The sequence below is a fragment of the Arthrobacter alpinus genome, assembly GCF_900105965.1.
GTDB lineage: Bacteria > Actinomycetota > Actinomycetes > Actinomycetales > Micrococcaceae > Specibacter > Specibacter alpinus.
Genome location: NZ_FNTV01000001.1, coordinates 2,285,734 through 2,309,168, shown reverse-complemented (window position 1 = coordinate 2,309,168; position 23,435 = coordinate 2,285,734). Strand labels below are relative to the sequence as shown.

The window sequence follows — 23,435 nt, the reverse complement described above, 5'->3', positions numbered from 1 at the left end:
GACCAATAGGAGCCTCGAATGTAGGCGCCTTGACGGACGCGTATCAGTACGGTTCCCGCGACGAGGCGCTGCACGGCACGGTCGTCGAATCCGGCGTCGCGTAACTGGCTTCTCCGCCAAGCAATCCTTCTAGCTGGGAAGGATGCGAGGAACCTTGCCGTGAGTGGATTGTGGCCTCCTTCCGTGTTCCCGGTGGGCACTAGCCAAGGAGGATGAGTGCCTGCGGAAGGCCCGGCGTCGTACCTGTGGAAGCTGGATAACTGCTCCTGAGGTGAGTCAGACGGATACCTGCCGAGGTAGCCGCAGCGCAACGTCTTCCTCAACGGGGGAGCGTCTGACTCGACGGGGAGAAGGCGGGGAACGCAAAAGCGCCGCTCCCCATAAAGGGAACGGCGCTAGTGCAGAGCAGGAACTACTAGATCTGGCGGGCCAGGATGGCCTGCTTGACCTCGGCGATTGCCTGCGTCACCTGGATGCCGCGGGGGCATGCCTCGGTGCAGTTGAAGGTGGTGCGGCAACGCCACACGCCCTCTTTGTCGTTGAGGATTTCCAGACGCATGTCGCCGGCATCGTCGCGGGAGTCAAAGATGAAGCGGTGAGCATTCACAATGGCTGCCGGGCCGAAGTACTGGCCGTCGGTCCAGAACACGGGGCAAGAAGACGTGCACGCGGCGCACAGGATGCACTTGGTGGTGTCGTCAAAACGCTCGCGGTCCTCGGCGGACTGCAGGCGCTCCTTGGCGGGCTCGTGGCCACGGTTGACCAGGAAGGGCATGACCTCGCGGAAGGACTGGAAGAACGGCTCCATGTCCACGATGAGGTCCTTCTCCACGGGCAGGCCCTTGATGGGCTCAACCGTGATGGGCTTGGACGTGTCCAGGTCCTTCAGCAGGGTCTTGCAGGCCAGGCGGTTGCGGCCGTTGATGCGCATGGCATCGGAACCGCAAACACCGTGGGCGCAGGAGCGGCGGAAGGTCAGCGAGCCGTCCTGCTCCCACTTGACCTTGTGCAGGGCATCCAGCACGCGGTCGGTGCCGTACATGGTCATGGTGAAGTCTTCCCACTTCGACTCTTCCGAGGTTTCGGGGTCGTAGCGGCGCACGCGCAGGGTGACATCGAACGTGGGGATTTCCCCGCCGCCGCCCAGGTGTGCGGGAAGTTCAATCTTTGATGCCGGCTCCGGCAATTCAGTTTCTACGGCGCTCATTAGTACTTCCTCACCATCGGCTGGTAACGCGTAACAACAACAGGCTTGGTTTCCAGACGGATTCCAGCAATTGACTCGGCGGAGCTTTCCACCGTGACATCTGCATCCAGGTAAGCCATGGAGTGCTTCATGAAGTTCTCATCATCGCGGTCCGGGAAATCTTCGCGGTAGTGACCGCCACGGGATTCCTGACGGTGCAGGGCAGCAACCGTCATGACCTTGGCCAGTTCAAGCAGGAAGCCAAGCTCCACAGCCTCAAGCAGATCAAGGTTGAAACGCTTGCCCTTGTCCTGGACGGTGATGCGTGAGTAGCGCTCCTCGAAAGAAGCGATATCGGCAAGGACCTTGTCGATGGACTCGGCAGTACGGAACACCTGCATGTTGGCATCCATGGTGTCCTGCAGATCCTTGCGGATCAGCGCAACCTTCTCGCCGCCGTCGGACGTGCGGACATGCTCCAGCATGGCGACTGTGTCGGCTTCCGGGTTCTCCGGCAGGTCAACAAAGTCGGCAGTCTTGGCGTATTCAGCAGCGGCCACACCGGCGCGCTTACCGAAGACGTTGATGTCCAACAGTGAGTTGGTGCCCAAGCGGTTTGAACCGTGGACGGAAACGCAAGCAACCTCACCGGCGGCGTAGAGGCCCGGGATGATGGTGTTGTTGTCCTGCAGAACCTCGGTGGTGATGTTCGTGGGCACACCGCCCATGGCGTAGTGAGCCGTGGGGAAAACCGGGACCGGCTCCGTGTACGGCTCCACACCCAGGTAGGTGCGGGCGAACTCGGTGATATCCGGGAGCTTGGCGTCAATGTGGGCCGGCTCCAGGTGGGTCAAGTCAAGAAGAACGTAGTCCTTGTTCGGGCCGCAACCGCGGCCTTCACGAACCTCGTTGGCCATGGATCGGGCCACGATGTCGCGAGGAGCCAAGTCCTTGATGGTGGGAGCGTAACGCTCCATAAAGCGCTCACCCTCAGAGTTTCGCAGGATGGCGCCTTCGCCACGTGCAGCCTCGGAGAGCAGAATGCCCAAACCGGCAAGACCTGTCGGATGGAACTGGAAGAACTCCATGTCTTCCAGCGGGATGCCCTTGCGGAACGCAATGCCCATGCCGTCACCGGTCAGGGTGTGTGCGTTGGAGGTGGTCTTGAAGACCTTGCCTGCACCACCGGTAGCCAAAACAACGCTCTTGGCCTGGAAGATGTGCAGTTCGCCCGTGGCGAGGTCGTAGGAAACGACGCCGGCGGTCTTCTTCTGCAGGTAGATGGAGCCATCCTCGCGGGTGGCTTCCTCTTCAACCGTCAGCAAATCCAACACGTAGTACTCGTTGTAGAACTCAACGTTGTGCTTGACGCAGTTTTGGTACAGGGTCTGCAGAATCATGTGGCCGGTACGGTCGGCGGCGTAGCATGCACGGCGAACCGGAGCCTTGCCGTGGTCACGGGTGTGGCCACCGAAACGGCGCTGGTCAATGCGGCCCTCGGGCGTGCGGTTGAACGGCAGGCCCATCTTTTCCAGGTCGATGACGGCGTCAATGGCTTCCTTGGCCATGACCTCCGCAGCGTCCTGGTCAACCAGGTAATCGCCACCCTTGACGGTGTCAAAGGTGTGCCACTCCCAGTTGTCTTCTTCCACGTTGGCCAGTGCGGCGCACATGCCGCCCTGCGCTGCACCTGTGTGCGAGCGGGTGGGGTAGAGCTTGGTCAGGACAGCGGTGTGGGCACGCTGGCCGGATTCAATGGCGGCACGCATTCCTGCGCCACCGGCCCCGACGATTACGACGTCGTATTTGTGGACCTGCATACTGGATGCTCTTTCTCTCATTTACTGCGCAAAATACTGTTGTTCACTTCGTACATCACCCGGGCAAGTAATCCCGGGCCTGTTCCCTAATTAAGGAACGGTGCAGAAGGACGGGAGATCGATGACTGCGCCGGGAGGGCACGGGTCAAAGGTGAAGATGACCAGGGTGCCCAGCACGATGATCACGGCGGAGGCAACGTAGAGGACCGTCTTAAGGGTCATGCGGGTGCCTGCGCGCTCGGCGTAGTCGTTGATGATGGTGCGGACACCGTTGGTGCCGTGCAGGATGGCCAACCAGAGCATGGCCAGGTCCCAGATCTGCCAGAACGGATCTGCCCACTTGCCGGCAACAAAGCCGAAGTCGATGGCGTGGATTCCGTCGCCAACCATGAGGTTCACGAAGAGGTGGCCGAAGATCAGCACAATCAGAACTACGCCGGAAAGGCGCATGAACAGCCAGGCAACCATCTCAAAGCTGGAGTTGGAGCCCTTGCTGCGCTTGTACTTGGGTGACTGTGCGCTGTTGGAGCGCGGTGCGGCAATTGAATCGGTGCTCATTTAGTGCCCCCCGAAGAAATTAGAGAAGACAATGGTGAGGTGGCGAATCAGGAACGGGATCATCGTCACGGCCCACAGGGCCAGAACACCCCAGAGCAGCTGGCGCTGGTATTTGGGGCCCTTCTTCCAGAAGTCGATGGCAATGATGCGCAGGCCGTTGAAGGCGTGGAACACGATTGCGGCGACGAGGCCGGCCTCACCCAAGCCCATAATGGGGTTCTTGTACGCCCCAATAACTGCTGTGTACGCCTCTGGGGAAACTCGCACCAAAGAGGTGTCCAGAACGTGCACCAACAAGAAAATAAAGATAACTACACCGGTAATTCGGTGTCCCACCCAGGACCACATGCCTTCTCGGCCGCGATACAGAGTGCCAGCTGGTTTTGTCGGCACTGAATAAACCTTCCTGCGTCACCGTTGCGCTGGCGTGGTTCCACGCGGGGAAACGCACACGGCGTGAGCACTCATACTTGAGCCTAAATTTAGGCTTCGCTAACAGCATATTCAACTTAGGCACTCCTTGCTCTATGCGACAAATCACAGGCGTGTCCCAATTGCATGGTGTATGTGGCGTCGGCACTGCCTTGATAAGGCACGACGCCGGGTTCCCGGCCTACGACTCTGGGTGGAACTTTGGCGTAAATCACCCGAGTTTGAAGGGGTTGGCACATATCCATCGCCTATGGTGGTGATGATGAATACGCAAAAAATGGTTGAACCCGGGCTTGTAGCTGCGGATCCCTTGAATAGGTTTTATGCTGTGATCCCGGCTGGTGGGGTTGGTACTCGGTTGTGGCCGTTGTCCCGTGCTGCTGCTCCGAAGTTTCTCCATGACCTCACCGGGAGCGGTAGTACCTTGATTCGGGCTACCTATGACCGTTTGGAACCCCTTAGTGGTGAGCGGGTTTTGTTGGTGACCGGGGATGCGCATCGTGAGGCGGTGTGCCGGCAGTTGCCGGAGATCGCTGATGCGAATCTGGTGTTGGAAACTGAGCCGAAGGATTCCGGTGCGGCCATTGGTTTGGCTGCGGCGATCTTGTTTGTTCGTGATCCTTCCGCGATCATGGGCTCGTTCGCGGCCGATCAGGTCATCAGTCCCGTGGAGAAGTTCCAGGATGCTGTGCGTGAGGCCATCTACACCGCGGCCACGGGCAAGATCGTCACGATCGGTATCAAGCCAACCCATGCCTCGACCGGGTTCGGGTATGTCCGCATCGGTGCACCGCTTTCGGTGGCGGGTGCGCCGCGGGCTCATGCTGTGGCGAAGTTCGTCGAGAAGCCCAGTCAGGAAATCGCCGAGGAGTACCTGGCCAGTGGTGAATACAGTTGGAATGCTGGAATGTTCGTGGCGCCGGTGGATTTGATGCTTCATCACCTCAAGGCCAACGAGCCTGCCCTGTATGAGGGGTTGATGGAAATCGCCTTGGCCTGGGACACCCCGGAGCGGGTTGAGGTGAAGAATCGTGTCTGGCCCACCCTGCCCAAGATCGCCATTGATTATGCGGTGGCTGAGCCGGCTGCGGATGCGGGGGATGTCGCCGTGATTCCTGCGGACTTTAGCTGGGATGATGTGGGAGATTTCGCGGCGATCGCCCGGCTCAGCAGTGCCAAGGAAAGTAAGAATGTGAAGGTCATAGGGGACGGTGCCCGTGTCTTCACCGAGGACAGCACCGGGATCGTGGTCTCGGACACCAAACGCGTGATCGCCCTAGTTGGGATCCAAGACGTGGTGGTGGTTGATACCCCCGACGCCCTTCTTATCACGACCCTCGCACATTCACAGCTGGTCAAGAAAGCCGTCGACGGACTCAAAGCCCAAGGCAACACCGACGTCCTCTAGGCCCCAACTCCTCCCCAGTTCCAGCCGCTGGCGCGTCTGAAACTGGGGCCCCTCGGAGTTGGGGGCCCACCCACGCCCTCCCGAAGTGAAGCCGCTGGCGCGTGGGCCCAGCAACGCCCCGGTCCAGCCGCTGGCGCGTCTGAAACGGGGCCCCTCGGAGTTGGGGGCCCACGCCCGCCCCGCCCTATACGGCTGGGCGGTGATGAGCAAACGCGGCCCGTCATTGCTCGCATATGGAGTAATGCGCGCAGGTCAATGCCGCGCCTTCGCAACGAGATGGTTAGAGTTTGACCTGTGCGCAATTACTCGCTGGAAACAGAACCGACCGAGCCTGTAGGCCCCTGGCTTGAACCATTGTTGGATGAAGTCATTGAATTCCGTCGTGACCTGCACGCTCACCCCGAGCTGTCCTTTCAGGAGTTCCGCACGTCCGGCAAGATCTTCGACCGCTTGACTGCGGCTGGCCTCTCACCCCGTCGCTTGGAAGGCACCGGCGTCATTGTTGACGTGGGCGAGGGCCCAATCGCTACGGCCCTGCGCGGCGACATCGACGCCCTGCCAATCATCGAAGAAACCGGCCTGCCTTTTGCTTCACGCAATCATGGCGTGACCCACGGGTGTGGCCATGATTTTCACACGGCCTCGATGCTCGGGATCGCGTTGGTCCTGGCGAAAATGCACGAGCACAAACCCCTGGGTGGCCGGGTGCGAATCATTTTCCAACCCGCTGAGGAAACCCTGCCGGGCGGCGCTCTGGCGTGCATCGATCAGGGTGCCCTCGATGGCGTGCCACGCATCATGGCCCTGCACTGTGACCCGCGGATTGACGTAGGCAAGATCGGTACCCGCATCGGACCCATCACGAGTGCATCAGACACCATCAAGATTGAACTCTCCGGCCGCGGCGGACACACCTCCCGGCCGCATTTGACGGAAGATCTGGTGTTTGCCTTGGCGCAAATTGCCATCAACGTCCCGTCCGTGCTTTCGCGCCGGGTAGATGTGCGCAGCGGTGTCTCTGTTGTGTGGGGCCAAATCAATGCAGGGTCCGCGCCCAACGCCATTCCGGGACACGGCGTCATGAGCGGCACCATGCGTTGTTTGGACCGTGAAGCGTGGCATGCGGCCGGAGAACTGCTCGACGACGTGGTGCAGCAGGTTGCCGCCCCCTTTGGTGTGGATGTGCACCTGGAGCACACCCGCGGAGTGCCGCCCGTAGTTAACTCCGAACATGAAACCGCCGTCATCGAAGCCGCCGCACGCGCAGAATTGGGGGAGGAATCTGTGGTGCTGGCTCCCCAATCCATGGGCGGAGAAGATTTCGCCTGGTTTTTGCAGGGCATCCCGGGATCGCTCATGCGGCTGGGCACTCACGTCCCCGGTGGCGAAGAGTACGACCTCCACCGCGGCGACTACATCGTGGATGAACGGGCGCTCTCGGTTGGCATCAAGGTATTGTGCGCCGCGGCCTTGCGGACCCTTCGGCCAGCAGCGCAATAGAGGATCTACGTCAAGCCCTTAACGCCATGGGGCATAAGGCTTCTCAAAAGTACCGTCTTTGGTAAATCACTGTTCTATAACGGTTCTTCAACAATGGTCTGTGCAACCGCTTCTCCACTACCAGCCGGTAGCTTCAGCGCACTAGTGTGATGGGTAGCACCGACATGCAGGAGGTGCGTCACAACAAGCGGGTTGTCTTGGGCCATTGAAATTCACTGTTTCGGTAGTTCGGGTTGGCCCGGATTTGTGTTGGCGCAATTCCTTTATGGCGGCCACACACCTTATGGAGGAACCTTGAAGAACCTGCTTTTAAACAAAGTGAAGCGCGGCGCCGTTGTGGGTACCGTTACGGTCAGTGCCGTGGCGATGCTGCTCACCGGCTGTGGGGAAGCCCCGCCGTCCGGTGGGTCCGGTGATGGCACCAAGAATGCCGCAGCCGCCGACTACCTGGGCTGCATCGTCTCCGACTCCGGTGGATTCGACGATCAGTCCTTCAACCAGTCCTCCTACGAAGGCCTGACGAAGGCTGTTGCCGATCTTGGCATCAAGAAGAAGGAAGCACAGTCCGCCAGCACCGCCGACTTTGCACCGAACTTGAGCCAGATGGCCAGCGCCGGCTGCAACCTCACGATCACTGTTGGCTTCCTGTTGGCCGAGGCCACCGCTACCGCCGCCAAGGACAACCCGGATCTGCACTACGCGATCGTCGACGACAACTCGATCAAGGCTGACAACGTCAAGCCGATCGTCTACGACACGTCTCAGGCTGCCTTCATGGCCGGCTACGCTGCCGCAGCAACCTCAAAGACCGGCAAGGTTGGCACCTTCGGTGGAATCAACATCCCCACCGTCACCATCTTCATGGATGGCTTCGCCGCCGGTGTTGACTACTTCAACGAGAAGCAGGGCAAGGACGTGAAGCTTCTTGGTTGGGACGCTGCAACGCAGCAGGGTTCCTTCGCCAACACCTTCGAGATTGTCCAGGAAGGCACCAAGATCACCAACAACCTGATCTCTGAAGGCGCCGACGTGGTTATGCCCGTTGCCGGCCCTCTGGGCAAGGGTGCCGGAGATGCTGTCTTGGCTGCCAACAAGGGTGGCAAGGACGTCAAGCTGGTTTGGGTTGACTCCGATGGCTTCCTGACTGCACCTGCCTACAAGTCCGTCCTGCTGACCTCGGTCATCAAGACCATGGGCGAGGCCGTGGAGTCGATCGTATCTGATGACTTGGACGGTAAGTTTGATCCCGCTCCGTACATTGGCACCCTGGAAAATGGTGGCGTGGCTCTGGCCCCGTTCCATGATCTGGATGCCTCGGTGAGCGCCGATACCAAGACTCAGCTTGAGGACATCAAGAAGGGCATCATCGACGGTTCCATCAAGGTGGAGTCGAAGTCCAGCCCCAAGTAGTAAAGACCCCGGAAGGGAGCATTGCGGTCTGATCGCAATGCTCCCATTTCCCGTTTGACGCAGGCCGTGCCGTGCCGCCCACCGATTCAAATTCGGTGGGCGGCATAGCCACAGACCGTGCAAAGATCAGCAAGCAACACTCACAATCCAACAATCCGCGGACGGGTTAACACGTTGAAACTAGAACTTCGGGGCATCACCAAGAGCTTTGGTGCCCTGGTGGCGAACGACCACATCGACCTGGTGGTGGAATCCGGCCAGATCCATAGCCTCCTTGGCGAAAATGGTGCGGGCAAGTCCACCCTCATGAATGTCCTCTACGGGTTGTATGAACCCACCTCCGGCGAGATCCTTGTCGACGACAAACCCGTGAAATTCTCCGGGCCGTCGGACGCCATGGCAGCAGGAATCGGCATGGTGCACCAGCACTTCATGCTGGTACCTGTCTTTACCGTGGCGGAAAATGTTGCCCTCGGCGCCGAATCGACGTCCTTTGGCGGGGTTCTCAACCTTGAGGCGACACGCAAGAAGATTCGCGAGATCTCTGACAAGTTCGGATTCGATGTGGACCCGGACGCGCTCGTTGAAGATCTTCCCGTAGGCGTGCAGCAGCGAGTTGAAATCATCAAAGCGCTGGTGCGAAACTCCAAAATTTTGATCCTGGATGAGCCCACCGCCGTGCTCACACCTCAGGAAACCGACGAGCTGATGGACATTATGGGCCAGCTGCGTGACGGCGGCACCTCCATTGTCTTCATCTCCCACAAGCTGCGTGAGGTCAAGGCCATCTCGGACACCATCACGGTGATTCGTCGTGGCAAGGTGGTTGGCTCCGCCGATCCCAACGCCTCCACCACCGAGCTGGCAGCGTTGATGGTTGGCCGTGCCGTGAACCTGAACCTGAACAAGGCCGACGCCGAACCGGGGGAAGTCACCTTCAAGGTCTCCAACCTCACCGTTATGAGCGACGCCGGTGTGCGGCTCCTCGACAACGTCTCCATGAGCGTTGCTCAAGGTGAAATCCTGGCGATCGCTGGTGTGCAGGGCAACGGCCAGACCGAACTCACGGAAGCCATCTTGGGCTTGCGTAAGCATGCCGTTGGTTCCATCAGCCTGCACGGCAAGGAATTGTTGGGCAGCAGTGTCCGCCAGATTCTTGACTCCGGCGTTGGCTTTGTCCCCGAAGACCGTCAGGACGATGGCTTGGTTGGCGAAATGTCGATCGCCGAAAACCTGATCCTTGACCTGTACAAGAAGGCGCCGTACTCCCGGCGCGGCACCATGAACCGTGCCGTGATCGCCAAGAACAGCGTGGACAAGGTGGCCGAATTTGATGTCCGGGCACAGTCGCCCCAGGATGCAGCAGACACACTCTCTGGAGGAAACCAGCAGAAAGTGGTTTTGGCCCGTGAACTGGCCCGCCCACTTAAACTCTTCATCGCCTCACAGCCCACCCGTGGTGTGGATGTTGGTTCCATCGAGTTCCTGCACAAGCGGATTGTTGCCGAGCGCGATGCCGGCACGCCGGTGGTCATCGTCTCGACCGAACTGGACGAAGTACTTGAATTGGCCGATCGCATTGCCGTCCTTTTTGCAGGACGGCTCATGGGCATTGTCCCCGGAAAATCCAGCCGCGCATTGCTCGGTTTGATGATGGCCGGGCTGAACGCAGAAGAAGCACAGGAACAGATGAATACACAGGATGCAGAGAACTCCAAGGTTGAGGGGGAGCAGCCATGACCGGGGCAGAGGGAAACAAGCCGGCCCAGGAATCTGGCGGCAACCCCAACGCGACCGCAACACCGGCCAAACCGCCTGTGCCGGCGAAGGAAAGCAACGGCACGCAGCTAGTGCGCGAGATCATGAGCGGCAACGCCATGATTTCGGTACTGGCAGTGGTGGTAGCGCTTGTCATTGGCGGCATTCTCATCGCCTTCACCGACCCTCGCGTGACAAGCGCCTTGGGATACTTCTTCGGCGATCCCAGTGCAACGTTCAAGGCCATCTGGGCTGCCATTTCGGAAGCCTATGGAGCGCTTTTGCGAGGTGCCACCTATGATCCGGGTGCCCGCACCTGGCAGGGACGCTTGGGCATTTTTGAAACCCTGACCTTCGCCACCCCGCTGATCCTCTCCGGCCTGGCCGTGACGCTCGCCTTCCGCGTGGGCCTGTTTAACATTGGTGCCAAGGGGCAGATCATCCTCGGTGCCACCTTTGCCGGCGTCGTTGGTTTCTTGATTGAACTGCCTCCGGGCATCCACCTCGTGGCCGTGGTCCTCGCAGGTGCCATCGGTGGCGCGCTGTGGGGCGGCATCGCCGGTTTCCTCAAGGCCAAGACCGGTGCGCATGAGGTCATCGTGACCATCATGCTCAACTACATTGCCGTTTCGCTGGTGCTGTACCTGCTCAAGAACCAGCTTCGGGATCCCAATAGCAGCAACCCGATTAGCCCGCGCATGCACGAGACTGCCATGTTCCCGTTGCTGCTCGGTCCCAACTACCGCCTGCACTGGGGTCTCGTGGTGGCTGTTCTGGCAGTTGTTGCCGTTGCATGGCTGCTGAACCGTTCAACGCTCGGCTTCGAGTACCGTGCCATCGGTGCCAATCCCCGCGCTGCCCGCACGGCCGGCATGCTGGTGTCCCGCGGCTACATCACCGTCATGCTGTTCTCCGGCGCCTTGGCTGGTCTGGCCGGCGTCACCCAATTGGCTGGCACCGAGAAACTGTTGGATTCAGATATTGCCGGCAGCATCGGCTTCGACGCCATCACTGTGGCTCTGCTGGGACGTTCGCGGCCCTGGGGTACCTTCTTTGCGGCAATCCTGTTCGGCGCATTCAAGGCCGGTGGCACCTCGATGGCCATCAATGCTGACGTGTCCATCGACATCGTTGCCGTGGTGCAATCCTTGATTGTGCTGTTCATTGCCGCCCCTCCCTTGATTCGGTCCATGTTCCGAATCAAGGAACTTCGCCGTGAAGGAGTCTGACGCATGAGCATCGCAGCTAAGACTGAACCATTGAAGGTCTCCGACGCCGTTGCCGTCCGCAGCTGGAAGATCCCGATCCTGCTGGGCGTGCTGGCGCTCTTCGCCGTCGTCGTTTTCATTGTGCTGGGCCCTAGCGGCACGGCAACCTTCCGCATCTCCCAGGAGAACGATGCCTGGCAGGTCCCCAACCTGGTGGTCCCGGCGAAGGCCGTCGGTGTCATCGTTTCGGTGATCTGTCTGGTCCTCGCGTATCTGGCGTACAACCAGACCAAGACCACCGGCAAGATCGCCAAATGGGTGGTCTTGACGTTCACGGTGGTGTTCGTCATTGGCATGATGGTGTGGATCATTGGTGGCACCACTACACAGAACATCACCCTTGTTGGTTTGTTCACCGGTGCCATGCTCATCACCACCCCGTTGGTGTTTGGTTCCATGTCAGGTGTTCTCTCCGAGCGTGCCGGCGTGGTCAACATTGCCATTGAGGGCCAGCTGCTGGCCGGCGCTTTTACTGCCGCGCTGGTCTCCTCCATCACCCACAACGCCTTTGCGGGACTGTTTGCTGCCGCCATTGCCGGTGTGTTGGTGTCCGTGCTTCTGGCATTGTTCAGCATCAAGTACGTGGTCAACCAGATCATTGTTGGCGTGGTCCTGAACGTCCTTGTCGCCGGCCTGACAGGCTTCCTGTTCGAGAAAATCATGAAGACCAAGGTCAACGGCGAGACCATCTACAACCAGCCGGCGCATTTGCCGGATCTGCCGATTCCTTTCCTGTCAGAGATCCCCATCATTGGCCCAACCTTCTTCAGGCAGTCGCTGATTGGCTACTTCATGATCATCCTGGTCGTGGCGCTCTGGTTTGGCCTGTTCCGCACCCGTTGGGGCCTGCGAGTTCGCGCCGTGGGCGAGCACCCCAAGGCCGCCGACACTGTGGGCATTAACGTCAACCGGACCCGCGTGTTGAACGTGCTGGCCGGTGGCGCCGTTGCAGGTATTGGTGGCGCCTACTTCACACTGGTTGCCGTGAGCAGCTTCAGCAAGGACATGACAGGTGGTCTGGGATTCATCGCCTTGGCAGCACTGATCTTTGGGCGCTGGAACCCGATCGGGGCGGCCCTGGCCGCGCTGTTGTTTGGTGTGGCCGGAAACCTGCAGAGCATCCTCTCGCTGGCCGGAACCCCCATCGACGGCCAGTTCCTGGCCATGCTGCCCTACGCGTTGACCATCCTGGCCGTCTCCGGCTTTGTGGGCAAGGCCATGGCACCCGCCGCCGACGGCGAACCGTACGTGAAGGAATAGTCAATGAGCACTGACATGGCCGACGCCGTATGGGAACCCCTGCGGTTAGCCGCCACCGCGGCACTCGCCAACGCTTACGCACCGTATTCGAAGTTCCCGGTGGGTGCCGCGGCTCGGTTGCAGGACGGGCGCATTGTGGCCGGCTGCAACGTGGAGAACGCCAGCTACGGGCTCACCTTATGTGCCGAATGCACCATGGTTGGGGCCCTGCGGATGAGCGGCGGCGGGCTGATCACGGAGTTCTACTGTGTGGACGGAAACGGGGCCATCCTGATGCCCTGCGGTCGTTGCCGGCAGCTGCTCTTTGAATTCAGCACGGCCGAAACCCGCTTGATGACCTCAGCAGGAGTCAAAACCATGGATGAGGTGCTGCCCGACGCCTTTGGCCCGCGCGATTTGGACCGCATCACGGTTGCTCCAGCCGAAGGCCAGGGCCCCGACACCGGGCCCTAGCCTCACCACCCAACATTTCCAGTACCCCTGACGACCGGACGGAAGCACCATGAACCGCGAAGCTTATGCAGGCCCTGCCTTTGACGCCGTAGACATCATCCGCGTCAAGCGGGACAAAGGCACGCTCAGTGCCGAGCAGATCGCCTGGACCATCGATGCCTACACCCGCGGAACAATTGCGGATGAGCAGATGGCGGCCCTGAACATGGCCATCTTGCTCAACGGCATGGACCGCGCCGAGATCTCGCAGTGGACCACTGCCATGATCAACTCGGGGGAGCGGATGAACTTCGCGAGCCTCCGCACGCCAGCGGGAACAAGCATGCGCACCACCGACAAGCACTCAACCGGCGGCGTGGGGGACAAGATCACTTTGCCGCTGGCACCCCTGGTGGCGGTTTTTGGTGTAGCCGTTCCCCAGCTTTCCGGCCGCGGTCTGGGCCACACCGGAGGAACGCTGGACAAGCTGGAAGCCATCCCCGGCTGGCGGGCCAATCTCACCAACGAAGAGATGATGCGCCAGCTCTCCGAGGTGGGAGCAGTCATCTGTGCCGCCGGTGCGGGGCTGGCCCCGGCCGATAAAAAACTCTATGCGCTCCGTGATGTCACCGGCACGGTTGAAGCCATTCCGCTGATTGCTTCCTCCATCATGAGCAAGAAAATTGCCGAAGGCACCGGCGCGTTGGTGCTGGACGTCAAGGTTGGCTCGGGCGCGTTCATGAAGAGCGTGGAAATGGCCAGGGAACTGGCCCAAACCATGGTGGCCTTGGGCAAGGATGCCGGGGTTAACACCGTGGCGCTGTTGACCGATATGTCCACGCCTCTCGGCCTGACGGCGGGTAACGCCATTGAAGTTCAGGAGTCCGTGGAAGTGCTCGCCGGCGGCGGTCCGGAAGACGTCGTCGAACTTACCGTGAAGCTGGCCGAAGAAATGCTGGCGGCCGCAGGCATCCACGACGCCGATCCTGCCGCGGCGCTCAAGGACGGCCGGGCCATGGATGTGTGGCGCCGGATGATCTCGGCACAGGGTGGCGATCCGGACGCTGCGTTGCCGGTTGCCAGGGAGTCCGAGACCATTTACGCGCCGGCCGACGGCGTGGTGGTGGGCTTGGATGCCATGGCCGTTGGTGTTGCCGCATGGCGCCTGGGGGCTGGCCGAGCCCGCAAGGAGGACATTGTTCAGGCCGGTGCCGGTGTGCGCATGCATGCCAAGCCGGGGGCCTTGGTACGTGCGGGTGAGCCGCTCATGACGTTGTTGACTGATACACCGGAGAAGTTTGGCCGGGCCAAGGAAGCACTCGAAGGTGCCGTCACGATTGCCCCCGAGGGCTCCCGCCCGGCAATAAAGTTGATCATCGATCGCATCAGCTAGCCACCTCTTTTCGCCAGGGGTGATGGCCGGCGCTCTTTGGACGCGCCAGCCTAGTCCCATCGCCCTAGACCGGCGCGGAAATCTAATCCTCTGGGTGGATTCCGGCCGGCTGGGCGAGGTGGGAGACTTGGAAGCAGACATCCACCACAGGAGAGGAACCTGACGCTGTGGATTTTTTGCATCTCATCGGTCAAATCAATGTATTGATCGAGCACTCGGCCTCCCAATGGTGGGTGATTCCGTTGGTCAGCTTGTTTTGCCTGATCGACGGTTTCTTCTTGTTCCTTCCCAGCGAGACTGCCATCGTGGCGTTGGCCTCCATCGCAGCCAAGAGCGGTGAGCCCAATATTTGGTTCCTCATTATGGGAGCGTCGGCGGGCGCCATCATTGGCGACAATATTGCCTACTTTCTGGGGCGCAAACTCGGAACAACGCGGTTCAACTGGATGCGCCGTCCTCGCGGCGCCAAAGCCTTTGCTTGGGCCGGCAAGGAATTGGAAAAGCGTGGTGCCATGCTGATCTTCACGGCCCGCTACATTCCGGTGGGCAGGATCGCCGTGAACTTTACGGCCGGCGCAACATACTTCCCGTGGCGCCGCTTTGTGGTGCTTGACGCCGTGGCCGTGGTGACCTGGGCAGGTTACTCCGTGGCGGTTGGCACCTTCGCCGGCCGCTGGGTGCACGACAACCCACTGCTTGGCGTGGGCATCGCGGTGGCCTTCGCAATAGTTATCGGCTTCGCGGTGGACCATGCCATGAAATATCTGCACCATGTTCTGGAAAAGCGTGGAAAGCTGGCACCACGCCCTGAGCCAGGACTGGCCGCAGCCACCGCTGCCGCTCGAGTGCGTGCGCAAGCGTTGGCCGAGGAAGAAGCCAAGTTTGCCGCTGCGGTTGCGGCAGGGTCACTGGTGGGGCCGCTGGCAGGACCGGCAGGCGATGACTTCACTGAAGCCACCGTGCCAACCGTAACGTCACAAGCAGCTGCGGCGGTTGTGCCGGCGAAAATGGCGACTACGCCAACAGCGCACGAGACGCAAAGGACTGGCGCGGGCGGGGTATAGCTCCCTAGAGTGTTGCATGTGACTAACCCAACTGAAGAGTACGAAGCCGCGTCCATCCCCGTTGTGGACCTGCAATCGTTGCCAAAGGTATCCCTGCACGACCACTTGGACGGCGGTTTGCGTCCGGAAACCATCATCGAGTTGGCTGCCGCGTCAGGGCATGTTCTGCCCGCCACTGATCCCGAAGAGCTGCGCAACTGGTTCCGTGAATCTGCCGATTCAGGTTCCCTTGAGCGTTACCTCGAAACGTTTGAGCACACCATCGCGGTCATGCAAACCCACGATGACCTGGTGCGTGTTGCCCGCGAATTCGTTGAAGACTTGGCCGACGACGGCGTCGTCTACGGCGAGGTTCGTTGGGCACCCGAACAGCACCTCACCCAGGGCCTGTCCTTGGACGATGCTGTCGAAGCTGTTCAGGAAGGCCTCGAGGCCGGCATGGATGCCGTGGACGAGTCCGGCGGCTACATTGAAGTTGGCCAGATCATGACGGCCATGCGCCATGCTGACCGCGGATCAGAGATCGCCCAGCTCGCCGTTCGCCACCGCGACAACGGCGTAGTTGGTTTCGACATCGCCGGTGCCGAAGACGGTTTCCTGCCCTCCCGCTTCACAGAGGCCTTCACTTACCTCGCCGAGAACAACTTCCCCACTACGGTTCATGCCGGTGAAGCAGCTGGCCTGGACAGCATCCAGGACGCGCTGGTTCACGGCCGGGCCCTGCGCTTGGGACACGGTGTGCGCATTGCCGAGGACATCCACCTGGATGTCCAGGAAGTTGAAGGGCGCGACGTCGGCACGGTCACCTTGGGTGATTTGGCACAGTGGGTTCGCGACCGCCAAATCCCCTTGGAACTCTGCCCGTCCTCCAACCTGCAGACCGGCGCCATTGCTGCCTACGGAACCACCTTGGCCGAACACCCCATCGATCTGTTGCACCAGCTGGGTTTCAACGTCACTGTCAACACCGACAACCGCCTCATGAGCGGTGTGACGTTGACAAGCGAGTTCGGCCTCTTGGTGGAGACGTTCGGCTACGGCCTGGACACGGTTCTGGAAATGACCCTCAACGCCGTCCACGCATCCTTCCTGCCGATCGAATCACGCGAGCAGTTGGCCGATTTCATCATTGAGCACTACGAAGACGCCATGGAAGAAATGGACGATTTCGAAGACTCAGAGGAATTCGAGGCCTTCGGCCACGACGACATCGACGACATCGACGACGCGGACGCTTCCGAGCTTGACCGCTAATTCCCAACACGACCAGCAAAGGCGGGCCGCTTCCTCACAGGAGGAAATGGCCCGCCTTGTTGGCGTCATCGCGTCCTTGCGCGAGCACTGCCCCTGGACTGCGGCCCTGACGCATGATTCCCTCACCACATATTTGTTGGAGGAGTCATACGAATTCATCGAGGCTGTCGAGACCGGCCACACGGGTGACATGGCGAATGAGCTAGGTGACATCCTGCTCCAAGTTGTTCTCCACTCCCGGCTGGCCGAGGAAGACGGCAGCTTTGAACTGGCCGACGTGGCCCGTGGATTGTCGGAGAAAATGATTCGCCGAAGCCCCCACGTGTTCCACGCCGACGGCACACTCCAAGAATCCTTCCCGTCCACGATCGCCGAGATCGAAGAAACGTGGGAACGGGTCAAAGCAACAGAACGAGCCGTTACCGCACCCAGTGCTGATACCACCACAGCATCCGCCAGCCCCTTCGACGGGATCCCCACCACGCTGCCAGCATTGTCCATGGCACAGAAAACCGTGGAACGCGCTGAACGTGCCGGCATGATCCTCGGGGAGAACCGCGGGAACCTGGGCGAGTCCGTGCAAACGGAGGACGAGCTCGGAAAGATGCTGTTCGACGTCGTACGTGTTGCGCAGGAGCGCGGCCTCGACGCCGAAAGGGCCCTGCGAACCGCCGTACGGAATTTTCAGGGCCGCTAGGGGCATTCGAGAAATCATTCGCCGGGCCCGGTGGCTGAGAATGTTAGAATCCGAGAAGGTTTACACGAGGAAATGAGGGGCGACACTGATGACCACAGCACATTGGACCCACGCCCCTGCGGAAAGCGGGGTGGCCCTCATGGCCTGCTTCGCGGCGCGAAACACTCCCTGATGGGCCGTTGCCACAGGCAACTGGCGTATTGGGTGAGTCACCCACCCGAAAAGTCACCTCTGTCGTTGCATGGCAGGGGTGAGAAGGCGTACCCACATACTTGAGGACACATTGCTGTGGAAAAAATCTCTGACAAACAAATTCGTTCCTGCTTTATCAATGCCAGCCGTTCAGAAACTGCCAAGCTGAACTTGCCAGCAAATTTTGCGAGCCTGGACTGGGAATCACTGGATTTCTTGGGTTGGCGCGATGAAAAAATGCCCATGCGCGGCTACCTAGTTATTCGCACCGCAGGGAAGCTCGTGGGGATCCTGCTCCGGGCGCCGGAAGGTGGCGGTGGGCAGAAGCGCAGGGTGCTGTGCGAACTGTGCCGGGATGTCTACTCAGAAGAGGATGTCTACCTGTGGGTCAGCAAGCGGGCCGGCCAATCCGGCCGCGACGGAAATTCCGTGGGCACACTAATCTGTGCTGAGTTTTTGTGCTCGGCCAACGTTCGCAAAGAACCGACAGTCAACGAGATCGAGCCGGATCCGCAGGTCGTTGTCGAACGCCAGATCCATGGCCTACGGGAGCGCACTGAAAGGTTCTTGGCTCGCGTCCAAGGATAAAACGCGCGGATCGCCGTGAACCCCTCGTGGGGTTTTAGGACGCAGAACAGGCCCTGCGAATCGTCCTTTGGGCGGTTCGCAGGGCCTGTGGTTTCAGCCCTGGGTCAGTCGGCCAACAGTTTGTAAATGGTGCGGCGAGCCGTATCGAGGGCCTCGGTTGCGGCCTTGATTTGGTCCTCGGTTCCGGCCATGCCGATCTGCTGGACGGCGCCAACAAGTTTGCCCATCCCCAACCGGAGATCGGTTGCGGCACCGGCTTCCTCATTTACATCGGCCCACACCTGGGCCATTTCCTGGGCGTTCTCGGCTACGTAGGCCTTTCCGGCCTCGGTTAGCTCGAACTCCGTGCGCTTGCTGGTGCCGGTGGATTCGATCAGGCCTTCGGACTGCAGAGCCGCGAGGGCCGGGTAGATGGAGCCGGGGCTGGGTCGCCACGCCCCGTCCGTATGTGCCGCGATGGCTCCAATCATGCCGTAGCCGTTGTAGCTGTGCTGGCTCAAGAGCGAGAGGATCGCGCTGCGGACGTTGCCTTTGCGGACTCGGCCTCCGCCGCGTGGCCCGAAGCCCGGTCCACCTCCGCCGCGTGGCCCGAAGCCCGGTCCACCTCCGCCGCGTGGCCCGAAGCCCGGTCCACCTCCGCCAAGTGGCCCGAAGCCACGGCCTCCTCGCGGCCCGTGATGGCCGCCGCGACCTTCACGCCCTGGGAATCCGGGGAATCCGCCGCGGGGATCAGTGAACTCGCCCTCGCCGGTCGGGGGAGTGGCGTCGTTGTTCCGCCGGGCTCGGGGGCCGCGCCGGAAATCACGCTGGTTGTTGTTGCCTTGGCTGTCTGGGTGTTCATGAGGGAAATTGAAGGATTTCATTGTCTTTGCCTGTTCTGAATGATCTAAATGTTGCGAGTGCTCTGAAGGTTGTGCGGGAGGGGCAGTGGCGGGAATCGAGAACGGTTGGCGCCTGCCGCCCAGTGGCGGCCGCACTAGAGACGGTCCGCTGAACGAGTGTTCGTCGCGTTGGTATGTCGCGATACTTAACGATATATCGCTATATTCGTTAAGGCAAGGGCTTTCTGAAATTGTTTCAATCAGCCACATGGAACGCACCGCGGGTGGCAACGCGGTTGAACGGGATGGGCATCTCAGGTACCTTCGCGTGGGGGCTTGTGTGCTCAAAGTCCCCAAAAAAGCGCTGTCATCGTAGCAATGAGTGCCCCGTCACCCCGTCGGCTACCATTGAGACGACAGCGTGGTCGACATTTACACTATAAAGCTGACTATCTAGGAGCAATACGTGGCACTTATTGAAGCCATTCATGCACGCGAAATTTTGGATTCCCGTGGAAACCCGACCGTTGAGGTCGAAGTTCTGCTGACCGATGGTGCAATGGGTCGCGCAGGCGTTCCTTCCGGTGCATCCACCGGCGCCTTTGAGGCAGTGGAACTCCGCGACGGCGACAAGGGCCGTTACCAGGGCAAGGGCGTTTTGCAGGCAGTGGAAGCTGTTCTGGAAGTTATTGCACCCGAGCTCGAGGGCATCGACGCCACTGACCAGCGCCTGATCGATTCCATGATGTTGGAACTGGACGGCACCCCCAACAAGGGCAAGCTCGGCGCCAACGCCATCTTGGGTGTTTCCCTGGCCGTGGCCAGCGCCGCAGCCGAGTCCGCCGGCCTGCCGCTGTACCGCTACTTGGGTGGCCCCAACGCACACGTTCTGCCTGTGCCGCTGATGAACATCCTCAACGGTGGCTCGCACGCCGACTCCGACGTCGATATCCAGGAATTCATGATTGTGCCCTTGGGCGCTTCCACGTTCTCTGAGGGTCTGCGCTGGGGCGTTGAGGTTTACCACAACCTCAAGAGCGTTCTGCAGGAAAAGGGCCTCTCCACCGGCCTGGGCGACGAGGGTGGCTTCGCGCCGAACCTGCCGTCCAACCGTGCAGCTCTTGACCTGATCCTGGAAGCCATCACGCGCGCCGGCTACAAGCCCGGCACCGACATTGGTTTGGCCCTGGATGTTGCCTCCTCCGAGTTCTACAAGGAAGGTGCCTACCAGTTCGAAGGCAAGGCCCTAACTGCTGCCGAGATGAGCGCTTACTACGCTGAGCTCGTTGCCGATTACCCGCTCGTCTCCATCGAGGATCCCCTGGATGAAGATGACTGGGAAGGCTGGAAGACCCTTACTGATTCCATCGGTGACAAGGTTCAGATTGTTGGCGATGACCTCTTCGTCACCAACCCCGAGCGTCTTGCCCGCGGCATCGAGACGGCAACCGCCAACTCGCTGCTCGTGAAGGTCAACCAGATCGGTTCATTGACCGAGACCCTGGACGCCGTTTCCATGGCCCAGCGCGCCGGTTACACCACCATCACCTCGCACCGCTCCGGCGAAACCGAAGACACCACGATTGCTGACATCTGCGTTGCTACCAACGCCGGTCAGATCAAGACTGGTGCTCCGGCCCGCTCCGAGCGCGTTGCCAAGTACAACCAGCTGCTGCGCATCGAAGAAGAGCTCGATGACGCCGCACGCTACGCAGGCCGCAGCGCGTTCCCGCGTTTCAAGGGCTAAATAGCGTCTAGGGCCGCGGCAGCTGGCTAAGGTGGATTACACGCCTTTTGTTGGCTGCCGCGGCTTTGCCGTTTAATCCCTCATCCGGTGTAGCACGTCTTGATCCAAAGAATTAGCTAGGAGAAGCATGGCCACGCGACGGCCCTCGGTGCCCAAAGCCACGTTCACGGCCGGCATTGGCAGTGCCCCGGCTACCTCAGGCCATCCTGCAAAAGCTCCTACAGGTCCCGCAGCGGATAATGCGGAAGCAGAAGGCATCAAGCCGGCTCCCGGCCATGGTGGTTCGCCCACCTCTGCAAAGGGGAAGGCAGGCAGCGGCAAGGGTAGCGGTAAGGCCGCCGGAAAAACGGGTGGCAAGGAGCGCAAGCCTACGTCCAGCCCTTCGAGCCGCAAGCTTGGGGAGGGTGTGGTTCACTCCGCGGACAACAGCCCCGTGCCCGCACGTTCCTTCTCCGGACGGCTGCTGGTTCTGGGCCTGGCCATGGGCGTAGTGACAGTCCTTTTGGCGCCGAATGTCCACACATTTTTGCAGCAGCGTGCGGAAATTTCAGCCCTGCGTGCGGACATTGCCACTAAGGAAGCGCAACAAGATACCTTCGAGGCCGAGCTGGCCCGGTGGGATGATCCCGCGTACATCAAGCAGCAGGCCCGGGACCGGGTCAGCATGCTGATGCCGGGCGAGACCGGGTACTGGGTCTACGGAGCCAACGGTGTTGAGGCCGTTGCCGGTGCCCCCACGGCGGGGGATGCCAAGTCATCAACTGCCAAGACCTCCACCGAGATTACGGTTGAGCCATGGGTTGATGGCCTCTGGGAAGCCGTGCAGGACTCCGCCAAGGTTGAGGCCAAGCCGCCAGCGACACCGGCCCCCAAGGCTGACCCCGCGCCAGCACCTTAATCTCGGCGCAACTGCGGCGAAAACGCGGGCGCTCATGCGCTTCGAAAAGCGACGCCAAGGCGTTCCGGACTGGCTGGCCGCAGGGACACGCTAAAATTACAGGTTGAACACCCCCGAAAAAGTTTTATGGAAGGCCCACCGTGCCCGCAACCGAAAGCTCCGCCACCGGCGGGCGCGTCCCCACACAGCATGACCTGGACACCCTGAGCCGTCAGCTTCACCGCCCCGTGCGAGATGTTGTGGAGATCCCGGCCCGCTGCATCTGCGGCAATCCGCTCGTCGCGGCAACGGCTCCGCGCCTGAGCAACGGAATCCCGTTCCCCACCACGTACTACCTCACGCACCCCATCCTTACTGCGGCAGCCTCCCGTCTCGAGGCCGCGGGCCTCATGAACGAGATGACCGACCGCCTAGGCGAAGACACCGAGCTCGCCGCCAAGTACCAAACGGCGCATGAGAGCTACATTGCGGCCCGTGAGGCCATTGGCGAGCGCGCGGGGACCGGCCCCGTTCCCGAGATTGCCGGCATCTCTGCCGGTGGAATGCCCACCCGCGTCAAGTGCCTGCATGTGCTCATTGGCCACTCGCTGGCAGCCGGACCCGGTGTGAACCCCCTTGGCGACGAAGCCTTGGCTGGTGTTGCCCAGTGGTGGACTGCGGATAAGTGCTACTGCGAAGGTGCCTGGGATGACGGCGCTCCGGTACCCAACAAGGACCTGAGCCGCCACGTCAAGCACCTGAACAAGCAGGAAGGCTAAAGCCCATGCGCGTTGCCGCCATTGACTGCGGAACCAACTCCATCCGCCTGCTGATTGCCGATATTGCAGAGCCGGGCGGCGATCGCGAGAGCAGTGAGAGCCAGGCCGGTGACGGGCAGATGCTCACCGATGTGCACCGTGAAATGCGTGTGGTCCGGCTGGGTCAAGGCGTCGACGTCACGGGCATGTTGGCACAGGAGGCGCTGGATCGGACCTTCGCTGCAGTGGACGACTACGCGGAACTGATCCGTTCGGCGGCCGTGGAGCGGGTGCGGTTTGTAGCCACCAGCGCAACACGGGATGCCGGAAATCGCGATGAATTTGTTGCAGGTATCCAGGCCCGGATGGGCATAGTCCCCGAAGTTGTCAGCGGCGACGAAGAAGCGGCACTGTCCTTTGCTGGCGCCGCCAGTGTTTTGCCCATGAGCGAAAACCACAATGTTCTGGTGGTGGACTTAGGCGGCGGCAGCACCGAGTTTGTGATGGGGAACGCGGCGGGCGTAACCGCGGCCCTGAGCACGGATATGGGTTGTGTCCGCTTCACGGAACGCTACCTGCAAAGTGACCCGCCCACGGCTGAGGAGATCACGGCCGCCGAAGCCGCCATCGCTGAAAAACTTCACAGTGTTATGGCTGTCGTGCCGCTTGGCGAGGTACAGCGGATTGTTGGCGTGGCAGGATCCATCACCACCATTACCGCGCACGCCCTCGGGCTGGCGCGCTATGACAGCGAAATGATTCATGCCGCCGTCGTACCTCTTGAAAACATGGACGCCGCGGCGTCATCTCTGCTGGCCATGACACGGGCCGAACGGGCCGAGCTTGGCTTCATGCACCCGGGCCGCGTGGACGTGATCGGAGCCGGCGCACTGATCTGGCGCACCATCTTGCGGACCCTGGTGAACCTCGGGGACGGCGCGCTGGAATCGGCAATGACCAGCGAACACGATATTCTTGACGGAATTGCCCTGGGTGCAGCACGTAGCTGACC

Annotated in this window: 22 protein-coding genes; 16 read left to right on the top strand and 6 right to left on the bottom strand. The window is 60.8% G+C overall.

All coding sequences use genetic code 11. The annotated features are described in order from the left end of the window. Positions 1–415: 415 nt before the first annotated feature. The 4 genes from BLV41_RS10565 to sdhC all read right to left on the bottom strand — a co-directional run bounded on the left by BLV41_RS10565 (position 416) and on the right by sdhC (position 3,957). Positions 416–1,207, bottom strand: a complete 792-nt coding sequence (locus BLV41_RS10565) for a succinate dehydrogenase iron-sulfur subunit (protein WP_044570600.1) — start codon at positions 1,205–1,207, stop codon at positions 416–418. Next, positions 1,207–3,006: a succinate dehydrogenase flavoprotein subunit gene (sdhA, locus tag BLV41_RS10560; protein ID WP_074711604.1), complete on the bottom strand. Its 1,800-nt coding sequence runs from the start codon at positions 3,004–3,006 to the stop codon at positions 1,207–1,209. The genes BLV41_RS10565 and sdhA overlap by 1 nt, the downstream gene beginning before the upstream one ends. A gap of 90 nt (positions 3,007–3,096) precedes the next feature. Continuing rightward, a complete protein-coding gene (locus BLV41_RS10555) occupies positions 3,097–3,564 on the bottom strand; it encodes a succinate dehydrogenase hydrophobic membrane anchor subunit (protein ID WP_044570604.1) in 468 nt (155 codons plus the stop codon). After that, the gene (sdhC, locus tag BLV41_RS10550) at positions 3,565–3,957 is read right to left on the bottom strand and encodes a succinate dehydrogenase, cytochrome b556 subunit (RefSeq protein WP_074711603.1); all 393 of its coding nucleotides are present in this window, start codon (positions 3,955–3,957) and stop codon (positions 3,565–3,567) included. Positions 3,958–4,258: 301 nt separating this feature from the next. On the opposite strand from sdhC, the gene BLV41_RS10545 reads away from it, so the two are divergent. The 12 genes from BLV41_RS10545 to BLV41_RS10490 all read left to right on the top strand — a co-directional run bounded on the left by BLV41_RS10545 (position 4,259) and on the right by BLV41_RS10490 (position 18,220). Further along, complete coding sequence (locus BLV41_RS10545; RefSeq protein ID WP_074713257.1) at positions 4,259–5,404, top strand: mannose-1-phosphate guanylyltransferase; 1,146 nt, start codon at positions 4,259–4,261, stop codon at positions 5,402–5,404. Between the two features lie 294 nt (positions 5,405–5,698). Next, entirely contained in the window at positions 5,699–6,904 is a 1,206-nt protein-coding gene (locus BLV41_RS10540) for an amidohydrolase (protein ID WP_074711602.1), read from the top strand. 294 nt (positions 6,905–7,198) lie between these two features. After that, complete coding sequence (locus tag BLV41_RS10535; protein ID WP_074711601.1) at positions 7,199–8,314, top strand: BMP family lipoprotein; 1,116 nt, start codon at positions 7,199–7,201, stop codon at positions 8,312–8,314. 174 nt (positions 8,315–8,488) lie between these two features. Next, positions 8,489–10,054 (top strand): ABC transporter ATP-binding protein, encoded by a 1,566-nt coding sequence (locus BLV41_RS10530; protein WP_074711600.1) that lies wholly within the window; start codon positions 8,489–8,491, stop codon positions 10,052–10,054. Further along, a complete protein-coding gene (locus tag BLV41_RS10525; RefSeq protein ID WP_074711599.1) occupies positions 10,051–11,301 on the top strand; it encodes an ABC transporter permease in 1,251 nt (416 codons plus the stop codon). The genes BLV41_RS10530 and BLV41_RS10525 overlap by 4 nt, the downstream gene beginning before the upstream one ends. A gap of 3 nt (positions 11,302–11,304) precedes the next feature. Next, positions 11,305–12,600, top strand: a complete 1,296-nt coding sequence (locus BLV41_RS10520) for an ABC transporter permease (RefSeq protein ID WP_074711598.1) — start codon at positions 11,305–11,307, stop codon at positions 12,598–12,600. A gap of 3 nt (positions 12,601–12,603) precedes the next feature. After that, the gene (locus BLV41_RS10515; RefSeq protein WP_083360721.1) at positions 12,604–13,053 is read left to right on the top strand and encodes a cytidine deaminase; all 450 of its coding nucleotides are present in this window, start codon (positions 12,604–12,606) and stop codon (positions 13,051–13,053) included. Positions 13,054–13,102: 49 nt separating this feature from the next. Beyond that, a complete protein-coding gene (locus BLV41_RS10510; protein WP_074711597.1) occupies positions 13,103–14,425 on the top strand; it encodes a thymidine phosphorylase in 1,323 nt (440 codons plus the stop codon). Between the two features lie 167 nt (positions 14,426–14,592). Then, a complete protein-coding gene (locus BLV41_RS10505) occupies positions 14,593–15,489 on the top strand; it encodes a DedA family protein (protein ID WP_074711596.1) in 897 nt (298 codons plus the stop codon). Between the two features lie 18 nt (positions 15,490–15,507). Beyond that, the gene (locus BLV41_RS10500) at positions 15,508–16,743 is read left to right on the top strand and encodes an adenosine deaminase (protein WP_244516845.1); all 1,236 of its coding nucleotides are present in this window, start codon (positions 15,508–15,510) and stop codon (positions 16,741–16,743) included. Between the two features lie 46 nt (positions 16,744–16,789). After that, positions 16,790–17,440, top strand: coding sequence for a nucleoside triphosphate pyrophosphohydrolase (locus BLV41_RS10495; RefSeq protein ID WP_074711595.1), 651 nt, complete (start codon positions 16,790–16,792; stop codon positions 17,438–17,440). 288 nt (positions 17,441–17,728) lie between these two features. Beyond that, positions 17,729–18,220: an FBP domain-containing protein gene (locus BLV41_RS10490; RefSeq protein ID WP_074711594.1), complete on the top strand. Its 492-nt coding sequence runs from the start codon at positions 17,729–17,731 to the stop codon at positions 18,218–18,220. A gap of 104 nt (positions 18,221–18,324) precedes the next feature. Here BLV41_RS10490 and BLV41_RS22505 read toward each other — a convergent pair whose 3' ends face one another. Together BLV41_RS22505 and BLV41_RS22500 are read right to left on the bottom strand one after the other, a co-directional pair. Continuing rightward, on the bottom strand, positions 18,325–18,720 hold the full coding sequence (locus BLV41_RS22505) for a PadR family transcriptional regulator (RefSeq protein WP_244516843.1): 396 nt from the start codon (positions 18,718–18,720) through the stop codon (positions 18,325–18,327). Next, positions 18,717–19,061: a hypothetical protein gene (locus BLV41_RS22500; protein WP_244516841.1), complete on the bottom strand. Its 345-nt coding sequence runs from the start codon at positions 19,059–19,061 to the stop codon at positions 18,717–18,719. The genes BLV41_RS22505 and BLV41_RS22500 overlap by 4 nt, the downstream gene beginning before the upstream one ends. Positions 19,062–19,507: 446 nt before the next feature. Between BLV41_RS22500 and eno the strand changes: the two genes are divergently transcribed. From eno to BLV41_RS10465, 4 genes are all read left to right on the top strand, one after another. Further along, on the top strand, positions 19,508–20,788 hold the full coding sequence (gene eno / locus BLV41_RS10480) for a phosphopyruvate hydratase (RefSeq protein WP_044574372.1): 1,281 nt from the start codon (positions 19,508–19,510) through the stop codon (positions 20,786–20,788). A 127-nt stretch (positions 20,789–20,915) separates the two neighbouring features. Next, positions 20,916–21,686, top strand: a complete 771-nt coding sequence (locus tag BLV41_RS10475; protein WP_074711592.1) for an FtsB family cell division protein — start codon at positions 20,916–20,918, stop codon at positions 21,684–21,686. Between the two features lie 140 nt (positions 21,687–21,826). After that, a complete protein-coding gene (locus tag BLV41_RS10470; RefSeq protein WP_044574369.1) occupies positions 21,827–22,444 on the top strand; it encodes a DUF501 domain-containing protein in 618 nt (205 codons plus the stop codon). Between the two features lie 5 nt (positions 22,445–22,449). Then, positions 22,450–23,433, top strand: coding sequence for a Ppx/GppA phosphatase family protein (locus BLV41_RS10465; protein WP_044574365.1), 984 nt, complete (start codon positions 22,450–22,452; stop codon positions 23,431–23,433). The last annotated feature ends 2 nt before the right edge of the window (positions 23,434–23,435 follow it).

Excerpts from the sequence above, each read along its gene's own strand:
- BLV41_RS10565 (WP_044570600.1), bottom strand. The coding sequence starts at position 1,207 with ATGAGCGCCGTAGAAACTGAATTGCCGGAGCCGGCATCAAAGATTGAA.
- sdhA (WP_074711604.1), bottom strand. The coding sequence starts at position 3,006 with ATGCAGGTCCACAAATACGACGTCGTAATCGTCGGGGCCGGTGGCGCA.
- BLV41_RS10555 (WP_044570604.1), bottom strand. The coding sequence starts at position 3,564 with ATGAGCACCGATTCAATTGCCGCACCGCGCTCCAACAGCGCACAGTCA.
- BLV41_RS10545 (WP_074713257.1), top strand. The coding sequence starts at position 4,259 with ATGAATACGCAAAAAATGGTTGAACCCGGGCTTGTAGCTGCGGATCCC.
- BLV41_RS10525 (WP_074711599.1), top strand. The coding sequence starts at position 10,051 with ATGACCGGGGCAGAGGGAAACAAGCCGGCCCAGGAATCTGGCGGCAAC.
- BLV41_RS10520 (WP_074711598.1), top strand. The coding sequence starts at position 11,305 with ATGAGCATCGCAGCTAAGACTGAACCATTGAAGGTCTCCGACGCCGTT.
- BLV41_RS10515 (WP_083360721.1), top strand. The coding sequence starts at position 12,604 with ATGAGCACTGACATGGCCGACGCCGTATGGGAACCCCTGCGGTTAGCC.
- BLV41_RS10510 (WP_074711597.1), top strand. The coding sequence starts at position 13,103 with ATGAACCGCGAAGCTTATGCAGGCCCTGCCTTTGACGCCGTAGACATC.
- BLV41_RS10495 (WP_074711595.1), top strand. The coding sequence starts at position 16,790 with ATGGCCCGCCTTGTTGGCGTCATCGCGTCCTTGCGCGAGCACTGCCCC.
- BLV41_RS22500 (WP_244516841.1), bottom strand. The coding sequence starts at position 19,061 with ATGAACACCCAGACAGCCAAGGCAACAACAACCAGCGTGATTTCCGGC.
- BLV41_RS10475 (WP_074711592.1), top strand. The coding sequence starts at position 20,916 with ATGGCCACGCGACGGCCCTCGGTGCCCAAAGCCACGTTCACGGCCGGC.
- BLV41_RS10465 (WP_044574365.1), top strand. The coding sequence starts at position 22,450 with ATGCGCGTTGCCGCCATTGACTGCGGAACCAACTCCATCCGCCTGCTG.